A 17,773-nucleotide genomic window follows, 5' to 3' on the forward strand; every position below is an offset into this window, starting at 1 on the left:
TTTTCATCACATTATTCGTGGGCGAGACCTTTCTCGCCCGCAGGTATAACAAGGGAGAACCCTATGTCATCACGCAGAGAGTTGGCGAACGCGATACGTGCATTAAGTATGGATGCGGTACAGAAAGCAAACTCAGGCCATCCCGGCGCACCCATGGGCATGGCGGACATCGCGGAAGTGTTATGGCGCGATTTCCTGAAACATAATCCAACCAATCCCGCTTTTCTTGATCGTGACCGTTTTATTCTCTCCAACGGTCACGGCTCAATGCTGCTTTATAGCCTGCTGCACCTGAGCGGCTACGATTTACCGATTGAAGAGCTGAAAAACTTCCGCCAGCTGCATTCAAAAACGCCGGGCCACCCAGAAATTGGTTATACACCGGGCGTAGAAACCACCACGGGCCCGCTGGGTCAAGGTCTGGCCAATGCCGTGGGCCTGGCGATTGCCGAGCGCACCTTAGCCGCCCAGTTTAACCGTCCCGATCATGAGATTGTTGACCACTTCACTTATGTGTTCATGGGCGACGGCTGTTTGATGGAAGGCATCTCACACGAAGTGTGTTCACTGGCCGGCACCTTGGGTCTGGGCAAATTGATTGGCTTCTACGATCACAACGGCATCTCCATTGACGGTGAAACAGAAGGCTGGTTTACCGACGATACCCATAAGCGCTTCGAAGCCTATAACTGGCATGTGATCGGCGATATTGATGGGCACGATTCCGAAGCCATCAGCAAGGCGATTAAAGAAGCGCAGAGCGTTACCGATAAGCCATCGCTGATTATTTGCCGCACCGTTATCGGTTTCGGTTCACCGAACAAGGCAGGTAAAGAAGAGGCGCATGGCGCGGCGCTGGGCGAAGAAGAAGTCGCGCTGACACGTAAAAAGCTCGGCTGGAACTATCCGCCGTTCGAAATCCCACAAGATATTTATCAGCAATGGGATGCGAAAACAGCCGGTGCAGAGCACGAAAAAGCGTGGGATGCCAAGCTGGACGCCTACAAGCAAGCCCACCCGGAGTTGGCGCAGGAATTTCTCCGCCGCATGAATGGCGAAATGCCATCGACTTGGGAAGCGGATACCGCGAAATTTATTGCTGACCTGCAGGCAAATCCGCAAAAAATCGCCAGCCGTAAAGCGTCACAAAACTCGCTGGAAGTTTACGGCAAGCTGCTGCCAGAATTCCTTGGCGGTTCTGCGGATCTCGCGCCAAGTAACCTCACCATTTGGTCAGGTTCCAAATCGATTAAAGAGGATCACGCCGGTAACTACATTCACTACGGCGTGCGTGAATTTGGTATGACCGCGATTGCCAATGGTATCGCCCATCACGGCGGTTTTGTGCCGTACACCGCCACCTTCCTGATGTTTGTGGAGTACGCACGTAACGCGGCCCGTATGGCAGCGTTGATGAAAGCGCGTCATATCATGGTTTATACCCATGACTCCATTGGCTTGGGTGAAGATGGCCCAACGCACCAGCCGGTTGAGCAGCTCGCCAGCCTGCGTTTGACGCCTAATATGAGCGTCTGGCGTCCTTGCGACCAGGTTGAAACGGCTGTGGCGTGGAAAGCCGCCGTTGAGCGTCATCATGGTCCAACCGCGTTGATTCTGTCGCGTCAAAACCTGGCGCAACCGGAGCGTACGCAAACGCAGATCGACAACATTGCGCGCGGCGGTTACGTACTGAAAGATTGTGACGGTACGCCGGAGGTGATCCTGATCGCAACAGGTTCCGAGATGGAAATCACGCTGGGCGCTGCGGAGAAGCTGACAACGGGCGGCCACAAAGTTCGCGTGGTGTCGCTGCCGTCAACCGATCTGTTTGATGCCCAGGACAGCGCCTATCGTGAATCTGTGCTGCCATCGACGGTGAGAGCGCGTGTTGCCGTGGAAGCCGGAATTGCCGATTACTGGTTCAAATACGTGGGTATTGATGGTTCCATCGTCGGCATGACCACGTTTGGTGAGTCTGCGCCTGCCAGCAAGCTGTTCACGGAGTTTGGCTTCACGATTGAAAATATCGTTAGCCATGCCGAAGCATTACTCAAGCCGGTTTAATGCTTTCGCCCTTCCCGCTTAGCCGGGAAGGGCCATTTCAGTTCATAGCCTGAAACATAAAAAAATCTTTTCTCCCCTCTTCCTGTCTCGCCCAAACTGATTACTATAGATTTCCATCCGATTCTTATAGCGAACTCTCGTCTGTTGAAAATGCGCACATCTTATTTACTGGCCTTAATGGTTTCTCTGCTTCCATTAAAAAGCATGGCGCAGGTCGCGCCCGATCCATTACTGGCTTCGCAGATCGTTGATCGCTATGCCGAACACATCTTTTACGGCAGCGGCGCAACCGGCATGGCGCTGGTGGCCATTGACGGTAATCAGCGCGTATTCACTAGCTTTGGTGATACCCGTCCGGGTAACAACGTTCGCCCACAAAAAGATTCCCTGATCCGTATCGCCTCGCTGAGCAAACTGATGACCAGCGAAGTGATGGTAAAAATGGCGGAGCGCGGTCAAATTCGCCTTGATGATCCGCTGAGTAAATATGCACCGCCCGGCACGCGCGTACCCAGCTACAACGGTCAACCTATTCGTTTGATCAACTTATCGACTCACACCAGCGGACTGCCGCGTGAGCAGCCAGGCGGGAAACCTCATCGTCCCGTATTCGTCTGGCCTACGCGCAGCGAACGCTGGAACTGGTTGCCACAGGCAAACCTGAAAGCGGCACCGGGTACCGATGCAGCCTACTCCAATCTCGGTTACGATTTGCTAGGCGATGCGTTGTCACGCGCCGCAGGCATGCCCTATCCCGCGCTGTTTCAGCAATTGATTACTCGCCCGCTGGGCATGAAGGACACAACGTTTACGCCTTCACCAGAGCAGTGCGGACGTTTGATGGTAGCCGAGAAAGGTGCCAGCCCCTGTAATAATACGCTGGCGGCAATTGGCAGCGGCGGCGTTTACTCCACGCCCGATGATATGGGGCGCTGGATGCAGCAGTTCCTGAATTCAGCGGTCAGCCGACGTACGCCGCAGGTTGATCGTATGCAGACGCTGATTTATCAGCGCAGTCAGCTGCAGAAAGTGCAAGGTATGGATGTGCCGGGCAAAGCCGACGCGTTGGGCATGGGTTGGGTTTATATGGGTCCAAAAGAGGGTCGTCCGGGTATTATTCAAAAAACCGGCGGCGGGGGTGGCTTCATTACCTATATGGCGATGGTGCCGCAGCATAACATCGGCGTGTTTGTCGTGGTTACGCGTTCTCCGCTGACCCGCTTTACACCCATGAGTGATGGCGTAAATAACATGCTGGCTGAACTGGTCGGCAACCAAATCGGTTCACCCATGATGGTTCAAGCCATTCCTTAACGCTGCTGAGGAGTGGAACGCGACTGGCTCACCCACAACGTGGGCCAGTCATCGCTGCTGTGCCACGCGTCGCACGTTGATTCCTCAGCATATTCCGCCAGCACGAAACTGTTGCCATCGAACTGCCAGCGCGATGCTGAACCGCAATCGCCCAAACCGCGACCTTTTCCGAAGGTATAAAGCTGTCCAGTTGCCGCATCGTATTCGGCATTGATCAATTCAAGTTGACGTTCATTAATGGTTGGCGGTGTAAACGGCAGCGTCAGGCTAATTCCCCGCGCCACATAAGGCTGCTCGCGCGTCACTTCGAAAGCTAAATCAATCACGTTATATGCCCCCATTTCACAGCTCACCAACAGCAATGCCTTGGTATCAGTGAGCGGCGACACGCTGACTTCACGCCGCATCGGATCAAGCGAACAGGAATCGGTGTTAACGCGCCAGGTGCCGTAATCGATTAAACCGCTGGTTTCTTCTCGCGTCAGCGCCGCAGGTTGCGGTAGCGCCTCTGGCAGCGCAGGCACTTTAGGCTGCGGCGGCACATCCCAGATTGCGCGATCGCCGCGCTTTATCCAGGCGCTCATGCCGTTAACACGCCCTTGCACATCATCCATCAGCAGCAGCGCCGCCTTCATGCCGCGCAGGGAGATAAGGGCTTTGGGATCAAACGTGAGTTGCAGGCTTTTGGCTTCCATGACCAGATCAAGAAATTCGTCGATCGCGATGGCGTTGCTGGTAGCGAGATGATGGGGTTCGACCGTCCAGTGTTTCAGGTCGGGTTTCAGGCGGCGTTGATCAATCAGCAGGTTGTCTTTCAGATCACCGCCAGGCAGCTCACCGCTGTAGGCGCTGCCGTAGTCGATGCGCAGCAACGGGCGATCGTTCACCCCGGCGTGGCGCGAAATCGTCATGACTAATCCATTGTCGCCCGGAATATTGCGTGCCACGCAAAATGCCGCATTGTTGCAGGTCATCTGCCAGTCAGAAAATGACTTTTGCAGTGGATCGGCCCGCACGCTGGCAACAAAAAGAAAAGACAACACTAACAGCGATTTAATCCAATGCAACATTAAGAAAACCGGTCCCCAAATCTTTAAAGTGGAGATGATAACGCAACGGCGAACCCAAAGAAGACCGGAATCTGTGACCGCGCCCAGAAAGCGTTATTAACTGGCTAAAAAGCGTTCATCATCGTGATAAGCCGTAAAGAGTGAAGCTTAGGAAAACATCATCGTTTTTGCAGCGCTTTCGCTCAATCAGATTCATCGGACAATTTGCTCTGTTCTCGAATCGGTCAAATACACAGAAACGGTCAAATACGGTCATGCTATAGTCATTGCCCCTTTCTCGCTTATAACGTGAGTCGATCATGGACATCGCCGTTAATACCGCCTTTTTCGTGATATCAATCACATTTTATTTGTACGCCCCCTCCAAATTTTCATAAAAAATTAATAAACATCACTTTGCTCTCGCACAGCAAATATTGCCCTGTGGAGTCGTGTCCAGGACACATTTTTGCCGTGCGCCATCCAGTACTTTATTGTCATCGGAGGCCAGCATGTTGCCGATTGAACGCCAGCAGCGAATTATTGATGAATTAACAATTAATGGTCGGGTTATCGTCACCGAATTAGTTTCACTGTGTCATGTTTCGCAGGAAACCATTCGTCGAGATTTAAACCAATTAGAAAAACGCGGCCTGTTACAACGTAGCCATGGCGGTGCAGTACTGCCTAAAAGGCAAGCAGCCAATATTCAGGGAAATATCCGAGCCATAAATGAATATGAATTATCTTTTCGCCAAAGAATAAATGAACACGTCGATGCCAAAATGGCGATTGCCAAACGTGCGCTCGATTTTATCAGCGTGGGAGATTGTTTATTACTCGATAGCAGTACCACCTGTTTTTATTTGGCTCGGCAATTACCCGATATTGAATTAACGGTATTAACCAATTCATTACGTATTGTGCAGACGCTGGCAGCACGCGGCAGTATTCGCACCATTTGCTTAGGCGGGGAATATTCTGACCGCTATGAAGATTTCCACGGCATTGTTGCCGAGCAGCCGTTAAAAGAGTTTCAAATAAACAAGATCTTTTTTTCCTGTAGCAGTTTAGGTAACGACGGTTATTTACGTGAAGGCAATGAACATAACGCGCATTTAAAACAGCAAATGATTCTGGCAGCAGAAAGAAAACATCTGTTGATGGACAGCAGTAAATTTTTACGACCCTCATTCGCGCGTATTTGTCATTATCGCGATGTGGATTTTCTCATTACTGACCAATTAAAAGATAAAGAGCTGGAACAAGAACTGGCGTGGAACGGCGTGAATATTATTGATTGTTCACAACGCTCGCAGTCAATGCAGCTAATAAAAAATTAAACGGAGTCTTTATGAAAAAACATCTTATCGCCTGTTCTCTCATCGCCTTGTTTGCTGTTCAGGCTCAAGCTGCGGACAAATTACGCATGGGCATCGTCGTGAAAATTGGTGGTATTCCCTGGTTTAACGCCATGGAAGCGGGCATTAAAAGCCAGGCGGAAAAAAGTGGCATTGATGCCTGGATGGTTGGCCCAACGGCGGCTGACCCAGCGTTGCAGGTACGTGCAATTGAAGATTTGATTGCGCAGAAAGTCGACATTATTGGTGTGGTACCCAACGATCCGAAAGTACTGGAGCCGGTGCTGCAACGTGCCCGTGACGCCGGAATAAAAGTGATCACGCACGAATCACCAGGTCAGAAGTATGCCAACTGGGATTTCGAGTTGGTTGACGCACCCACGCATGGCATCAACCACATGAAAGCGCTGGCACAGTGTATGCACGAAGAGGGCAAATACGCCATGTACGTCGGCAGCCTGACCGTGCCATTGCATCAGGAATGGACTGACGCTGCGCTGAATTACCAAAAAGAACACTATCCAAAAATGCAGATGGTGACCGACAAGTTTGGTGTGGGCGAATCGCTGGATGACTCAATTCGCACCACCAACGAGCTGATGTCTAAATATCCCGATCTGAAAGGCATCATGGCCTTCGGCTCACAAGGCCCAATTGGTGCCGGTCGGGCCGTGATGAACCGCAATAAAATCAATCAAGTTTGCGTTATTGGTGCGTTTAGTCCGGGGCAAGGCGCGCAGTTGGTAAATCGCGGTGCGATCAAAGGTGGCTATATCTGGAACCCGGAAACGGCTGGCGAAGTGTTTGTACGGATCGCCGAAATGATGCAGAAAAACCAGCCGATTAAACAGGGTATGACTATCGAAGGCTTGGGCAACGTCAACGTGGATGAAGCTAATCACACCATCATCGGTAACAACACCGAAAGCCTGGACAAAGCCAACCTGCCGAAACTGATCAAACTGGGGCTGTAACCATGGAACGTGTCGAACCACAGACGCTCATCGTCCTCGACAATCTGTCAAAGACGTTTGGCGGTAACCGCGCACTGAGCGATATTTCGCTAACACTACTGGAAGGCGAAGTGCACTGCCTTGCCGGAACCAACGGCTGTGGCAAGAGTACGTTAATCAAAGTCATTTCCGGGGTGCATGCCCCGGACAGTGGCAGCCAGATCCGCCTTGGCAACAGCAGCCAGGGTTTTTCCAGGCTGACATCGCGTCAGGCGCGTGACTTTGGTATCCAGGTGATTTATCAGGATCTGTCACTGTTTCCGAACCTAAGCGTCGCCGAAAACATCGGTTTCGAACACAATCTGCGTGGTCTGTTTGGCTGGCATCGCGCAGGAAAACTGCGTGCCAGCGCACAGCGTATTGTTGAAGAGCTAAATTTCGACCTGAATTTAGATCTAAAAGTGGCGGAGCTTTCCATCGCTCAGCGTCAGCAGGTGGCGATTTGCCGCGCGCTGGTCGCAGATGCCCGATTGGTGATTATGGATGAACCCACCGCGTCGCTGACGCGCACCGAAGTCAACCAGCTGCTGCGCACCGTGCGCTATCTGAAAGAGAAGAACATTTGCGTGGTGTTTGTCAGCCATCGACTCGATGAAGTGCTGGAAATATCCGACCGCGTGACGGTTATCCGAGATGGTCGCAAAATGGGCTGTTGGTCAGCGCGTGATATGACTCCGCACCATCTGACCGAACTCATGACCGGCCTAAAGCTGGATTACTCGTTGAAATCCCCTTCTCACAATCCTGACCGCGTGATGCTCGAAGTCGAGCGACTAAGCCGCGCCGGGCAATATCACGATGTGAGTTTTCGTCTGTACGAAGGCGAAGTGTTGGGGTTATGCGGCCTGCTTGGCTCCGGGCGCACTGAACTGGCGCTGTCACTGTTTGGTATGACCAAACCGGACAGCGGTAAAATCTGGCTCGACAGCAAACCAGTACGTTTTCGTGGGCATGAAGATGCCATCAAAGCCGGAATCGGTTACGTATCCGAAGATCGGCTGACACTGGGTTTAGTGCAGCAGCAATCGGTGGCCGACAACATGGTGCTGCCGATCCTCGACAAGCTGCAAAACCGTTTTCACATTATTGACGAATACCGCAAGAACAAGCTGATCTTACAGTGGATTCAGCAGCTCGGCGTACGCGTGACCGATCCCAACCTGGCCATTTCCACCCTTTCTGGCGGTAATCAGCAGAAAATCGTGTTGGCAAAATGGGTGCTGACGCAACCCCGTATTCTGATCCTCGACTCGCCAACCGTTGGCGTAGATGTCGGTGCAAAAGCCAGCATCTATCAATTAATCCACGAACTGGCGCGTGAAGGATTGTCGATCATCCTGATTTCCGACGAAGTACCGGAAGTTTGGTACAACTGCGACCGTATTCTGCACTTTCGCGACGGCACCATTCATGCCGAATATCAACCCGATACCGTTGAACAACAACAGCTGGCGGAGGTGATCAATGCCTGACTTCTCTCGTTTACGCCCACATTCCAGTCAGGGTTGGCTCACTTGGGTGCTGCTGGCATTTATTGTTTTTTTCTCAGTGGCCAGCGACCAGTTTCTCAGCGTGCAAAATTTGTTAGACCTGGCGGAAAGCTACGCCGTAACCGGCATTTTCGCCCTCGGATTGTTTGTTGTCTTGGTCACTGGCGGCATCGATATCTCCTTTGCTGCGGTGGCTTCGGTGGTGCAGTACCTGATCGCCTCCCTGTTTGTGCACTACCAGTTTGATAACGCCCTTTTGAGCATTGTGCTGGCGGTCGTCTGCGGCACGCTGTTTGGCGTGCTCAACGCCTGGCTGATTACCACGCTGCGAGTGGTGTCGATCATCATCACCATCAGTATGCAATCGCTGCTGTTTGGCCTGCTGATGTGGATGACGGGCGGACGCAGTCTGTATGCGCTACCGGATTGGTGGATCACGTTGCGTAACGTGCTGCCGTTTGAATGGCAGGGTCAAACTTTCCAGGTCGGTTTGCCGCTGATCACCATGCTGGTTATTGCCGCACTCACCGCCGTGATGCTGAACAAAACCCATTTAGGCCGTCAGCTCTATGCGGTGGGCGGTGATGCCGAATCGGCGCGGCGCGTGGGTATTCGGGTTGGCCTGATTCACCTGTTCGCTTACGGCTGGCTGGGTGCAATGGCGGCGATTGGCGGATTGGTACAGGTCTATCGCATGGGTGAAGTGGTACCGAATGCGTTGGTTGGCGGTGAGCTGGATGTACTGGCAGCAACGGTGCTGGGCGGCGCGAGCCTGATGGGCGGCAAAGGCACGGTTAGCGGCACACTGATGGGCGTGTTCCTGATCGCCATCCTAAAAAATGGCCTCAACCTGATTGGCGTCTCTAACTACTTCATGAACATTGTGGTCGGCAGCGTAATCATGGTGGCGATTGCTGTCACTCACTACAAAAAACGCAAAGAAACTGACGTTAGTTTTGTCTGACGGAAGGAGGCGCTATGAAAAGATTTTCTGCATCGTTATCGGCATTGAAACCGGACGGCACCAATATTGGACTGATGTTACTGATCGCGTTTGCACTGGCGCTGTTCAGTATCTTGCTGCCGGGCCGTTTTCTGACTGACTCGACCTTCCTCAGCATGGCGTTTCAGCTGCCGGAGCTGGGCTTGCTGACGCTGGCCATGTTCATCGCCATTTTAAGTGGTGGCCTGAATCTGGCGATTATTACCACCGCTAACCTGACCAGCTTATTTATTGCGTGGGTGCTGTTGAGCATGCTGCCAGAGGGTGCCAGCACAGGTCAGCAACTGTTATGGCTGGCGCTGGCGGTGATTGGCGCGATGATCATCGCCCTTGTGATTGGCGTGATAACTGGCGTGATGGTAACGCGTATTGGCGCTCATCCGATTCTGGTTACGCTCGCCACCATGATGACCATCAACGGCATTGGTATTTGGCTGACCAAAGGTGCAGCGGTAAGCGGTATGCCCGCCGTGGTGCGCGCCTTGGGTTCCAACACCTTGCTGGGCGTGCCGTTGCCGCTGTGGGTATTCCTGATTGCCGCCGCGCTGCTGGCTCTGTTCCTTGGTAAAACCCGTGCAGGTAAATGCATTTACATGGGTGGCAGCAATATCAACGCCACCTGGTTTAGTGGCGTGAATACGCATCGCATGGTGGTGCTGGTGTATGTCATTTCTAGCCTGCTGTGCGTGCTGGCCGGGCTGATCATGATGGCACGCTTCAATTCGGCGCGAATGGGTTACGGCGACGCCTACTTATTGCTGACCGTGCTGGCCATCATCCTCGGCGGCACCGATCCCAATGGCGGATTCGGACGCGTCACCGGCGTGGTGCTGGCCCTGGTTGCGCTGCAAATCCTCTCTACCGGCTTCAACTTAATGAACATCAGCCAGCACGTCAGCCTCGCCATGTGGGGAGCGGTGTTAATCGTGGTGCTGGCCTTTAAACAGGGTAAAGCCCGACTCAATGAAAGCCGTGCCGTTAAGCGCAGCAAACTGCTGAGCACGGCGTTAAATCCTCTGACTCACAAAAAGGAAGTATGATGCGTATTCAAATCTCTCCGTCATTGATGTGCATGAATTTAATGGAGATCAAGCAGCAATTGTCTGTGTTGAACTCGCGAGCAGACTTCCTGCACGTTGACATTATGGATGGTCACTACGTAAAAAATATTACGCTGTCGCCGTTTTTCATTGAGCAGATTCGCCCCCATACGCCAGTAGCCATTGATGTGCATTTAATGGTGGAGCATCCCAACGATTTTATCGAAGCCGTGGCCAAAGCCGGGGCAGATTATATTTGCCCACACGCTGAGACCATCAACCGCGACGCGTTTCGGGTGATTAATCACATCCGTAGCCTGGGGAAAAAAGTGGGTATCGTACTGAACCCGGCCACACCGGTTTCGTTTATTCATCACTACATTCATCTGCTCGACAAGATCACCGTGATGACCGTCGATCCGGGCTACGCCGGGCAGCCTTTCATTCCAGAAATGGTGCAAAAAATTCAGGAGCTAAAAGCGCTGAAGCTGGCGCATGGCCATCGCTATTTAATTGAAATTGATGGCTCCTGTAATCAACGCACCTATAGCACTTTGCTGGACGCAGGTGCAGAAGTGCTCATTGTCGGCACATCCGGCCTGTTTACTATTCATGACGATCTCGCTACCGCCTGGACCATGATGCGTGACAGTATCGATACGGCGCAGGGCTTGCAGCAGGAGTCGGCATGAAATCACGCTGGCTTGGCATTGACATTGGCGGCACCAGTACACGCTTGCAGCTGATGGAAGAAGGTCGGGCATGGTCCGGCTTTCGTAAAGTGTCCACCGCCAGCTGGGCGCAACAACCGGATGCGCTCGCCGCGCTGGGCAATGTCATCAGTGAAACCTTAGAACAGCAGCCGGTTAGCGGTGTGATGCTCGGTTTACCCGGCATTCTCAGTCGCGACCGGCAGCAGGTTATTTCACTGCCCTTTATTCAGGCGCTGGATAACCAGCCGGTTGCCGCCATGCTCAGTCACAGGCTCAAGGTTCCAGTGGCAATGGATAAAGACGTTAACCACCTGATGCTATGGGATTTAATGCAGCTCGATCCCGTGCCAAACTGCGCGGTAGGTTTGTATCCCGGTACGGGTATGGGTAACAGCTTGTGGCTGGAAGGTCGGTTTTATCACGGTCATCATGGTGGCGCAGGAGAATTGGGGCATGTGCCGTTGTCCGGTAATTCCCTGCCCTGCCCTTGCGGCAACATGGGATGCGCGGAAACCTTAACCTCCGGGCATTGGCTGAGCCGCTGGGCCGCTAAATATGCGGCTGAAACCGACATGTCGCAACTGTTCACCCTACAGGGCGCTCACCCGGATTTGCAGGCGTTTGTGCAACGCTTAGCGGAACTCATTGCTACAGAGATGAATATTCTCGATCCAGAATATCTGATTCTTGGCGGTGGCGTGCTGTCGATGACAGATTTCCCGCTGGCTAGCTTGCGCAGCCGTATTCAGCAACATCTGCGTCCACCGGTAACGCGCGAGGGTCTGAAGATTATTTTCAGCCATGCTACCGATCATACCGGTTGTCGTGGCGCCTGCCTCGCAGCCGAACGGCGCTTCAGGAGTGAAGAATGAAAGGCAAAGTCTGTGTTTTTGGATCGTTCAACCTTGATGTTGTCGCCGGTATGACGCGCTTTCCGCTGCCGGGTGAATCACTGATTGCGCAACACAGCATGATGGGGCCCGGCGGTAAAGGCGCAAATCAGGCCACCGCCGCGTTGCGGGCAGGCGCTCGGGTGCATTACATTGGTAAAGTCGGCAATGATGATTTTGGCACGTTTGCCCGACGCCATCTGGAAAAGACCGGCTTTGATGCGATTACGCTGTTTACGTGTAAAGAAAAACCCACCGGCAATGCGTTGATTTACGTCGCCGGTAACGATGCGGAAAATATGATTTCGGTTTATCCGGGCGCGAATTTAACCGTGTCCGCCGCCGAAGTGACGCGCTGTCAGCCAACGGTAGCCGCGGCAGATATTCTCCTGGTGCAGCTGGAGAATAATCTTAGTGCAATAACCCGCATGATTGATAACGCCCGTGCAGCGAACACGTTCGTCATTCTGAATCCAGCACCGTTTCAGAAGATCAGCGACAGGCTGCTCGCCAAGGTTGATTTACTGACGCCCAACAGCACGGAAGCGACGCTGTTAACAGGCGTGACGATAACCGATATCTCCTGTGCACAACGCGCCGCAGAAAGATTGCATCGCAAAGGTGCGCGTCAGGTGATCATTACTTTGGGTACCGCAGGCGCGCTGCTTTCTACGGAAACACAGCAGTTACGTATTCCCCTGTTTCCCGCCACGCCGCAGGACACTACCGGTGCAGGCGATGCATTTAACGGTGCGCTTGCTGCACGTTTGGCGGCGGGCGAATCGCTGGAACAGGCGGCTTTATTTGCGGCGGCGTTTGCTTCGGTGTGCGTAGAGCGCGCAGGCGCGGCACATTCTATGCCGTCCTACGCGGAAGCCTTGTCGCGTCTGCACGCGCATCCGGAATGCCAACCTAATCTGCTGGCCGAAGATGTTAAGGCTTAAGCCAGCCCGCAATCTGGGCGTGCTGCAATAGCATGATAGTTTTGCCGTCGCGGATGCGCCCATCTTTCACCATCGCGAGTGCATCAGGGAATGTCATTTCCAGCACATCAATATCTTCATCTTCTACGCCGCCGCCCGCGTTGTCGCGCAGCGAATCATTATATTCAGCAGCAAAGAAATGAATCAGTTCCGTTACGCCGCCCGGCGACATATAGCAGGCATAGAGTTTTTCTACCTGGCCCACCGCGTAACCGGTTTCTTCTATCGCCTCTTTACGAATGCAATCTTCCGGCGAATCGTCATCGAGTAATCCTGCGCAGGCTTCAATCAGCATGCCGCTTTCATTACCGTTGATGTAGGTCGCGATGCGAAACTGGCGCGTCAGCACCACACTGTTTTTATCACGGTTGTAGAGCAGAATTGTGGCGCCATTGCCTCGGTCGTAAACTTCGCGTTTGTGGCGTAGCACTTCACCTTTTTTATCGGTGAGTTCATAGGTGAAGTTGCGCAGAACAAACCAGTTCTCAGACAGCAACTTATCTTTGATGATATTGATCTTTAACGACATGAAGTCTCCGCTACGTCTTTAAGGGGAGCCTGACATCATAGGACGGTGCCGTTCAGAAAACTATCTGAAACTGGTGCTGAAAGAGAATTTAGCGCACCGCGAGCGGCGATGCGCTAATGGGGTTAAAAGCCGTTTGGCTGATCTTTCATATCTGGCAAGTGGTGTGCGATGCCTTTGTGACAGTCGATACAGGTTTGCCCGGTTTCTACCGCTTTAGCATGCATTTTCGACGCAACGGTTTTCTGCTGGGTGAAATCCATGTAATCGAAGTTGTGGCAGTTTCGACACTCCTGCGAATTGTTGTTCTTCATCCTGCGCCATTCGTTCTGCGCCAACTTGATACGGTGATCCTCAAACTTCTGTGGGGTATCAATCAGGCCAAAAATCTTGGCATAAACCTCTTTGCTCGCCTGAATTTTACGGATCATTTTCGGGCCCCATTCATGCGGCACGTGGCAATCCGGGCAGGTTGCGCGTACACCGCTGCGGTTGTTGTAATGTACCGTTTGCATATATTCCTGATAAACGTTGTTGCGCATCTCATGACAGCCGATACAGAACTGCTCGCGGTTGGTCAATTCCATGCCGGTATTGAAGCCGCCCCAGAAGAGGATGCCTGCGCCAAAGCCAATCAGCAGTAAAGTGCCAAGCGCAAGACGACTTGGACGTCGCCACCAGCGCCACAGGCGTAAAAGTCGCTGTTTCATCCTCGCCTCACCGGCCAAAACCGGCGGCAGGCCGGAAGCTGTTTTCGACAATCGGCTTGGCATCGGTTTGCGGTACATGGCACTGCAAACAGAAGTAGCGACGCGGCGATACACTGCTGCTTACGCTGCCGTCGCGATCGGTGAAGTGCGTTGGGCTGACACGCGGCGCACCGGTGGTTAGATAACTTTGTGTACCGTGACATTGCAGGCAACGGTTCACATTCTTCGTTACCTGATAACCTTCCACGCTGTGCGGGATCACCGGCGGTTGGTTGACATAGTTTAGTGGCATTCTGCCCTGCTGCTTCGGCTGAAAAATCGCGCCACGGTGTCCAGCGTTAACTTCCGGCGAGGAGGAGAGATCGGCGCTTTCGTTAGCCCAGACTGCGCCGCCCAGTAACAGGGTGGCAAGAGTGATAAAGGTAATGATCGTTTTCATTGCGTCCTGCCTTAAATTTTAACCAGCTTAACGGCGCATTTTTTATAATCGTTCTGTTTTGAGAGCGGATCGGTCGCGTCCAGCGTAATGTTGTTCGCCATCACACCCGCATCAAAAAACGGCATGAAAACCAACCCTTGCGGCGGTTGGTTACGACCCCGCGTTTCCACATGAGCGAAAGTTTCCCCGCGACGTGAAACCACACGCACCTGCTCGCCACGGCGTAAACCGCGCGATTTCGCATCCAGCGGATGAATGTAAAGCAGCGCTTCCGGCACAGCGCGATGCAACTCCGGCACGCGGCGCGTCATGGTGCCGGTATGCCAGTGCTCCAGCACGCGACCGGTACAGAACCATAAGTTGTATTCCTCATCCGGCATTTCCGCTGGTGGCTCGTACGGCAGCGCAAAAATCACCGCTTTGCCGTCTGGCTGGCCATAGAAACGCACGCTTTCACCGGTTTTCACGTAGCTGTCGTAACCTTCGCGGTAGCGCCAGCGGGTCTCTTTTCCCTCCACCACGGGCCAGCGCAAGCCACGTGCTTCGTGATAAGCATCGAACGGCGCAAGGTCGTGACCATGACCGCGACCAAAGCTGGCGTACTCTTCAAACAAGCCTTTTTGCAGATAGAAGCCAAACGCACGCGCTTCATCATTCAGGCGATCGTCTGCCACTTCACTCAGCGGAAACCGGTCAACCTGACCATTTGCGTAAAGCACGTCATAAAGTGTTTTGCCACGCAGACTGGGATCCTGCGCCAGCAGTTCTTCCGGCCACACCTCTTCTAACCTGAAGCGTTTAGAGAAATTCACGATCTGCCAGAGATCAGATTTTGCTTCGCCCGGCGCTTTGACCTGCTGATGCCAAAACTGCGTGCGGCGCTCGGCGTTGCCATACGCGCCCTCTTTTTCTACCCACATTGCGGTAGGCAAAATGAGGTCCGCAGATAAGGCGCTGACGGTGGGATAAGGATCGGAGACCACTACGAAGTTTTGCGGATCGCGCCAACCTGGCATGCGATCTTCAGTGAGGTTTGGCCCGGCCTGCATGTTGTTGTTACACATTGACCAATAGGCGTTGAGCTTGCCATCTTTCAGTGCGCGATCTTGCGCCACTGCATGTAAACCGATTTTGGCGGGAATGGTGCCGCTCGGCAGCTTCCACAGCTTTTCAGCCAGCGCCCGGTGCTTATCATTGTTCACCACCATATCAGCGGGCAGCCGATGGGAAAACGTACCCACTTCACGCGCTGTACCGCAGGCGGAGGGCTGGCCGGTCAGCGAGAACGGGCCGGTGCCGGGACGCGAGATTTTACCGGTCAGCAAATGCAGGTTGTAGCAGAGGTTATTTGCCCAGACACCGCGCGTGTGCTGGTTGAAACCCATGGTCCAGTATGAAACCACTTTCACGTTTGGATCGGCATAAAGTTCAGCCAATGCCAGCAGTTGATCCTGCTCCACGCCGCTCATCTGGCTGGCTTTCTCAACGGTATATTCGGAGACGTGTCGGGCAAATTGATCAAAGTTGATCGGCGTTGAATCACCGCTGTCCGGGTTTTTTGCCGTGCTTTGACGTGGATCGCCAGGACGCAAACCGTAGCCGATATCCGTTGCGCCTTTACGTAAGGTGACGTGACGTGCCAGGAAATCTTTGTCGACCCGATTGGTTTGAATGATGTAGTTGGCGATAAAATTCATGATCACCAGATCGGTCTGCGGCGTAAAGACCATCGCATTGTCGGCTAATTCAAAGCTGCGGTGACGGTAAGTTGAAAGCACCGCCACTTTGACGTTTTCATTACTGAGGCGGCGCGCTGTCAGGCGTGACCAGAGAATCGGATGCATCTCGGCCATGTTTGAGCCCCACAGCACAAAGGCGTCGGCCTGTTCGATATCATCGTAGCAGCCCATTGGCTCATCCATGCCGAAGGTGCGCATAAAACCCACCACCGCTGATGCCATGCAGTGACGCGCGTTAGGATCAAGGTTATTGGTACGAAAACCGGCTTTCATCAATTTAGAGGCGGCATAACCTTCCCATACCGTCCACTGACCTGAGCCGAACATGCCTACCGATTCTGGCCCCTTGGCTTTCAGCGCTGCTTTGAATTTTTCCTCCATGATATCGAATGCTTGATCCCAGGAAACCGGGTAAAACTCGCCGTTCTTGTCATAACGTCCGTCGATCATGCGCAGCAAAGGCTGTGTCAGACGATCTTTTCCATACATGATCTTGGGCAGGAAATAGCCTTTGATACAGTTCAGACCGCGGTTCACTTCTGCTTGTGGATCGCCTTGCGAGGCCACCACACGCCCATTCTGCGTTCCTACCAGCACGCCGCAGCCGGTGCCACAAAAGCGGCACGGCGCTTTTTCCCAACGAATCGGTTCACCCATGCCAGGCGTGGCTTGCGTCACCGTCGGGATGGTTAAACCGGCGGCCATCGCGGCCGCGGCCGCCGCGTTAGCTTTCATAAAATCACGACGACTTAAGCTCATGATGCTTCCTTACTCTGTTCCAGCTCTTCGTCCTGCTGGTGATAGACCAGCGAAACGGCTAACACGCCGGGAATCTCTCGCGTTGACTCAATATTTCTCAGCAGGCTGGCGGCATCGGGTGCGCCCAACGTCACGGCCAGCGAGCCTTTCTCTTCTGATGCCGCCGCGACTGCCGCGTCATCCATTGCCAGTAACGCTGACTGCACTGCGGCGATATCCGCCGCGCGCGCCTGAATTACCAGGCCGCAAACATGCCAGCTATTTTCATTACGCATGCGCTAATCCTGTTGCAGAGACCGGGCAAAGCGCGATGCAGGCGCCGCATCCGGTACAGTTTTCGGGGTGAACTTCCGGTTGCGCTACGCCCAACCTGTTGAAGTGGAATGTGATGGCTTGCTGCTCACAACTCTCCTGACAGCTGCGACAGTTCACGCCCTGAAAAGCGATACAGCGCTCATCAATTTTTATTCTGAGTGGCCAAGGCTGAGCATCACGTAAGGTGAATAACGGCTGTGGGCAAGCATCCGCGCAGGCACCGCAAAAGGTGCATTCACCTTGTGAAAAATCTATCTGCGGCTCGCTGCCAGAAAGCAGAACAATAATTTGCGTGTCGCACGCGTCAACACAGCGTGCGCAGCCATCACAGCCGGGTTGATGACGCCACCAAGGCAAAGTGAAAC

The 17,773-nt window shown here is 53.3% G+C and carries 17 protein-coding genes; 10 read left to right on the forward strand and 7 right to left on the reverse strand.

Features of this window, described 5'->3' with window-relative positions; translation table 11 throughout:
- Positions 1-63 precede the first annotated feature (63 nt).
- Both tkt and ampH read left to right on the forward strand, forming a co-directional pair.
- Positions 64-2,064 (forward strand): transketolase, encoded by a 2,001-nt coding sequence (tkt, locus tag SC127_RS02865; RefSeq protein WP_332625136.1) that lies wholly within the window; start codon positions 64-66, stop codon positions 2,062-2,064.
- 150 nt (positions 2,065-2,214) lie between these two features.
- Positions 2,215-3,378, forward strand: coding sequence for a D-alanyl-D-alanine-carboxypeptidase/endopeptidase AmpH (gene ampH, locus SC127_RS02870; protein ID WP_243077444.1), 1,164 nt, complete (start codon positions 2,215-2,217; stop codon positions 3,376-3,378).
- Here the strand turns inward: ampH and SC127_RS02875 are convergent.
- Positions 3,375-4,448 (reverse strand): DUF1176 domain-containing protein, encoded by a 1,074-nt coding sequence (locus tag SC127_RS02875; protein ID WP_243077443.1) that lies wholly within the window; start codon positions 4,446-4,448, stop codon positions 3,375-3,377. The genes ampH and SC127_RS02875 overlap by 4 nt on opposite strands.
- Before the next feature lie 491 nt (positions 4,449-4,939).
- Between SC127_RS02875 and SC127_RS02880 the strand changes: the two genes are divergently transcribed.
- Genes SC127_RS02880 through SC127_RS02915 form a run of 8 tightly spaced genes read left to right on the forward strand, consistent with a single transcriptional unit; the run spans position 4,940 to position 12,881 of the window.
- A complete protein-coding gene (locus tag SC127_RS02880) occupies positions 4,940-5,770 on the forward strand; it encodes a DeoR/GlpR family DNA-binding transcription regulator (RefSeq protein ID WP_243077442.1) in 831 nt (276 codons plus the stop codon).
- Between the two features lie 11 nt (positions 5,771-5,781).
- Positions 5,782-6,762: a substrate-binding domain-containing protein gene (locus SC127_RS02885; protein WP_243077441.1), complete on the forward strand. Its 981-nt coding sequence runs from the start codon at positions 5,782-5,784 to the stop codon at positions 6,760-6,762.
- 2 nt (positions 6,763-6,764) lie between these two features.
- Positions 6,765-8,273: a sugar ABC transporter ATP-binding protein gene (locus SC127_RS02890; RefSeq protein WP_243077440.1), complete on the forward strand. Its 1,509-nt coding sequence runs from the start codon at positions 6,765-6,767 to the stop codon at positions 8,271-8,273.
- Positions 8,266-9,255 carry an ABC transporter permease gene (locus SC127_RS02895; protein WP_243077439.1) on the forward strand — a complete coding sequence of 330 codons (990 nt, stop codon included), beginning with the start codon at positions 8,266-8,268 and terminating at the stop codon, positions 9,253-9,255. Before SC127_RS02890 ends, SC127_RS02895 begins: the two co-directional genes overlap by 8 nt.
- Positions 9,256-9,269: 14 nt before the next feature.
- Positions 9,270-10,334, forward strand: a complete 1,065-nt coding sequence (locus tag SC127_RS02900; RefSeq protein ID WP_243077438.1) for an ABC transporter permease — start codon at positions 9,270-9,272, stop codon at positions 10,332-10,334.
- The gene (alsE, locus tag SC127_RS02905; RefSeq protein WP_243077437.1) at positions 10,334-11,026 is read left to right on the forward strand and encodes a D-allulose 6-phosphate 3-epimerase; all 693 of its coding nucleotides are present in this window, start codon (positions 10,334-10,336) and stop codon (positions 11,024-11,026) included. Before SC127_RS02900 ends, alsE begins: the two co-directional genes overlap by 1 nt.
- Positions 11,023-11,919, forward strand: coding sequence for an allose kinase (gene alsK / locus SC127_RS02910; RefSeq protein WP_243077436.1), 897 nt, complete (start codon positions 11,023-11,025; stop codon positions 11,917-11,919). The genes alsE and alsK overlap by 4 nt, the downstream gene beginning before the upstream one ends.
- A complete protein-coding gene (locus SC127_RS02915) occupies positions 11,916-12,881 on the forward strand; it encodes a ribokinase (protein WP_332625145.1) in 966 nt (321 codons plus the stop codon). Before alsK ends, SC127_RS02915 begins: the two co-directional genes overlap by 4 nt.
- Here the strand turns inward: SC127_RS02915 and nudK are convergent.
- The 6 genes from nudK to napF form a co-directional block, all read right to left on the reverse strand.
- Positions 12,871-13,449, reverse strand: a complete 579-nt coding sequence (nudK, locus tag SC127_RS02920; RefSeq protein ID WP_215845934.1) for a GDP-mannose pyrophosphatase NudK — start codon at positions 13,447-13,449, stop codon at positions 12,871-12,873. The two genes, SC127_RS02915 and nudK, sit on opposite strands and share 11 nt — an antisense overlap.
- Before the next feature lie 122 nt (positions 13,450-13,571).
- Complete coding sequence (gene napC / locus SC127_RS02925) at positions 13,572-14,156, reverse strand: cytochrome c-type protein NapC (RefSeq protein WP_215845933.1); 585 nt, start codon at positions 14,154-14,156, stop codon at positions 13,572-13,574.
- Between the two features lie 7 nt (positions 14,157-14,163).
- Positions 14,164-14,595: a nitrate reductase cytochrome c-type subunit gene (napB, locus tag SC127_RS02930; RefSeq protein WP_332625148.1), complete on the reverse strand. Its 432-nt coding sequence runs from the start codon at positions 14,593-14,595 to the stop codon at positions 14,164-14,166.
- A gap of 11 nt (positions 14,596-14,606) precedes the next feature.
- Positions 14,607-17,093 (reverse strand): nitrate reductase catalytic subunit NapA, encoded by a 2,487-nt coding sequence (gene napA, locus SC127_RS02935; RefSeq protein WP_332625149.1) that lies wholly within the window; start codon positions 17,091-17,093, stop codon positions 14,607-14,609.
- Positions 17,090-17,368, reverse strand: a complete 279-nt coding sequence (locus tag SC127_RS02940) for a chaperone NapD (protein ID WP_332625151.1) — start codon at positions 17,366-17,368, stop codon at positions 17,090-17,092. The genes napA and SC127_RS02940 overlap by 4 nt, the downstream gene beginning before the upstream one ends.
- Positions 17,361-17,765 carry a ferredoxin-type protein NapF gene (napF, locus tag SC127_RS02945; RefSeq protein ID WP_332625153.1) on the reverse strand — a complete coding sequence of 135 codons (405 nt, stop codon included), beginning with the start codon at positions 17,763-17,765 and terminating at the stop codon, positions 17,361-17,363. The genes SC127_RS02940 and napF overlap by 8 nt, the downstream gene beginning before the upstream one ends.
- Positions 17,766-17,773: the final 8 nt, after the last annotated feature.

This window comes from Pantoea sp. T14, assembly GCF_036663535.1.
Classification (GTDB): Bacteria; Pseudomonadota; Gammaproteobacteria; order Enterobacterales; family Enterobacteriaceae; genus Pantoea; species Pantoea phytostimulans.

Excerpts from the sequence above, each read along its gene's own strand:
- napB (WP_332625148.1), bottom strand. The coding sequence starts at position 14,595 with ATGAAAACGATCATTACCTTTATCACTCTTGCCACCCTGTTACTGGGC.
- alsK (WP_243077436.1), top strand. The coding sequence starts at position 11,023 with ATGAAATCACGCTGGCTTGGCATTGACATTGGCGGCACCAGTACACGC.
- SC127_RS02875 (WP_243077443.1), bottom strand. The coding sequence starts at position 4,448 with ATGTTGCATTGGATTAAATCGCTGTTAGTGTTGTCTTTTCTTTTTGTT.
- SC127_RS02890 (WP_243077440.1), top strand. The coding sequence starts at position 6,765 with ATGGAACGTGTCGAACCACAGACGCTCATCGTCCTCGACAATCTGTCA.
- SC127_RS02885 (WP_243077441.1), top strand. The coding sequence starts at position 5,782 with ATGAAAAAACATCTTATCGCCTGTTCTCTCATCGCCTTGTTTGCTGTT.
- napC (WP_215845933.1), bottom strand. The coding sequence starts at position 14,156 with ATGAAACAGCGACTTTTACGCCTGTGGCGCTGGTGGCGACGTCCAAGT.
- tkt (WP_332625136.1), top strand. The coding sequence starts at position 64 with ATGTCATCACGCAGAGAGTTGGCGAACGCGATACGTGCATTAAGTATG.
- SC127_RS02900 (WP_243077438.1), top strand. The coding sequence starts at position 9,270 with ATGAAAAGATTTTCTGCATCGTTATCGGCATTGAAACCGGACGGCACC.
- SC127_RS02940 (WP_332625151.1), bottom strand. The coding sequence starts at position 17,368 with ATGCGTAATGAAAATAGCTGGCATGTTTGCGGCCTGGTAATTCAGGCG.
- SC127_RS02915 (WP_332625145.1), top strand. The coding sequence starts at position 11,916 with ATGAAAGGCAAAGTCTGTGTTTTTGGATCGTTCAACCTTGATGTTGTC.
- SC127_RS02895 (WP_243077439.1), top strand. The coding sequence starts at position 8,266 with ATGCCTGACTTCTCTCGTTTACGCCCACATTCCAGTCAGGGTTGGCTC.
- alsE (WP_243077437.1), top strand. The coding sequence starts at position 10,334 with ATGCGTATTCAAATCTCTCCGTCATTGATGTGCATGAATTTAATGGAG.
- nudK (WP_215845934.1), bottom strand. The coding sequence starts at position 13,449 with ATGTCGTTAAAGATCAATATCATCAAAGATAAGTTGCTGTCTGAGAAC.
- SC127_RS02880 (WP_243077442.1), top strand. The coding sequence starts at position 4,940 with ATGTTGCCGATTGAACGCCAGCAGCGAATTATTGATGAATTAACAATT.
- ampH (WP_243077444.1), top strand. The coding sequence starts at position 2,215 with ATGCGCACATCTTATTTACTGGCCTTAATGGTTTCTCTGCTTCCATTA.
- napA (WP_332625149.1), bottom strand. The coding sequence starts at position 17,093 with ATGAGCTTAAGTCGTCGTGATTTTATGAAAGCTAACGCGGCGGCCGCG.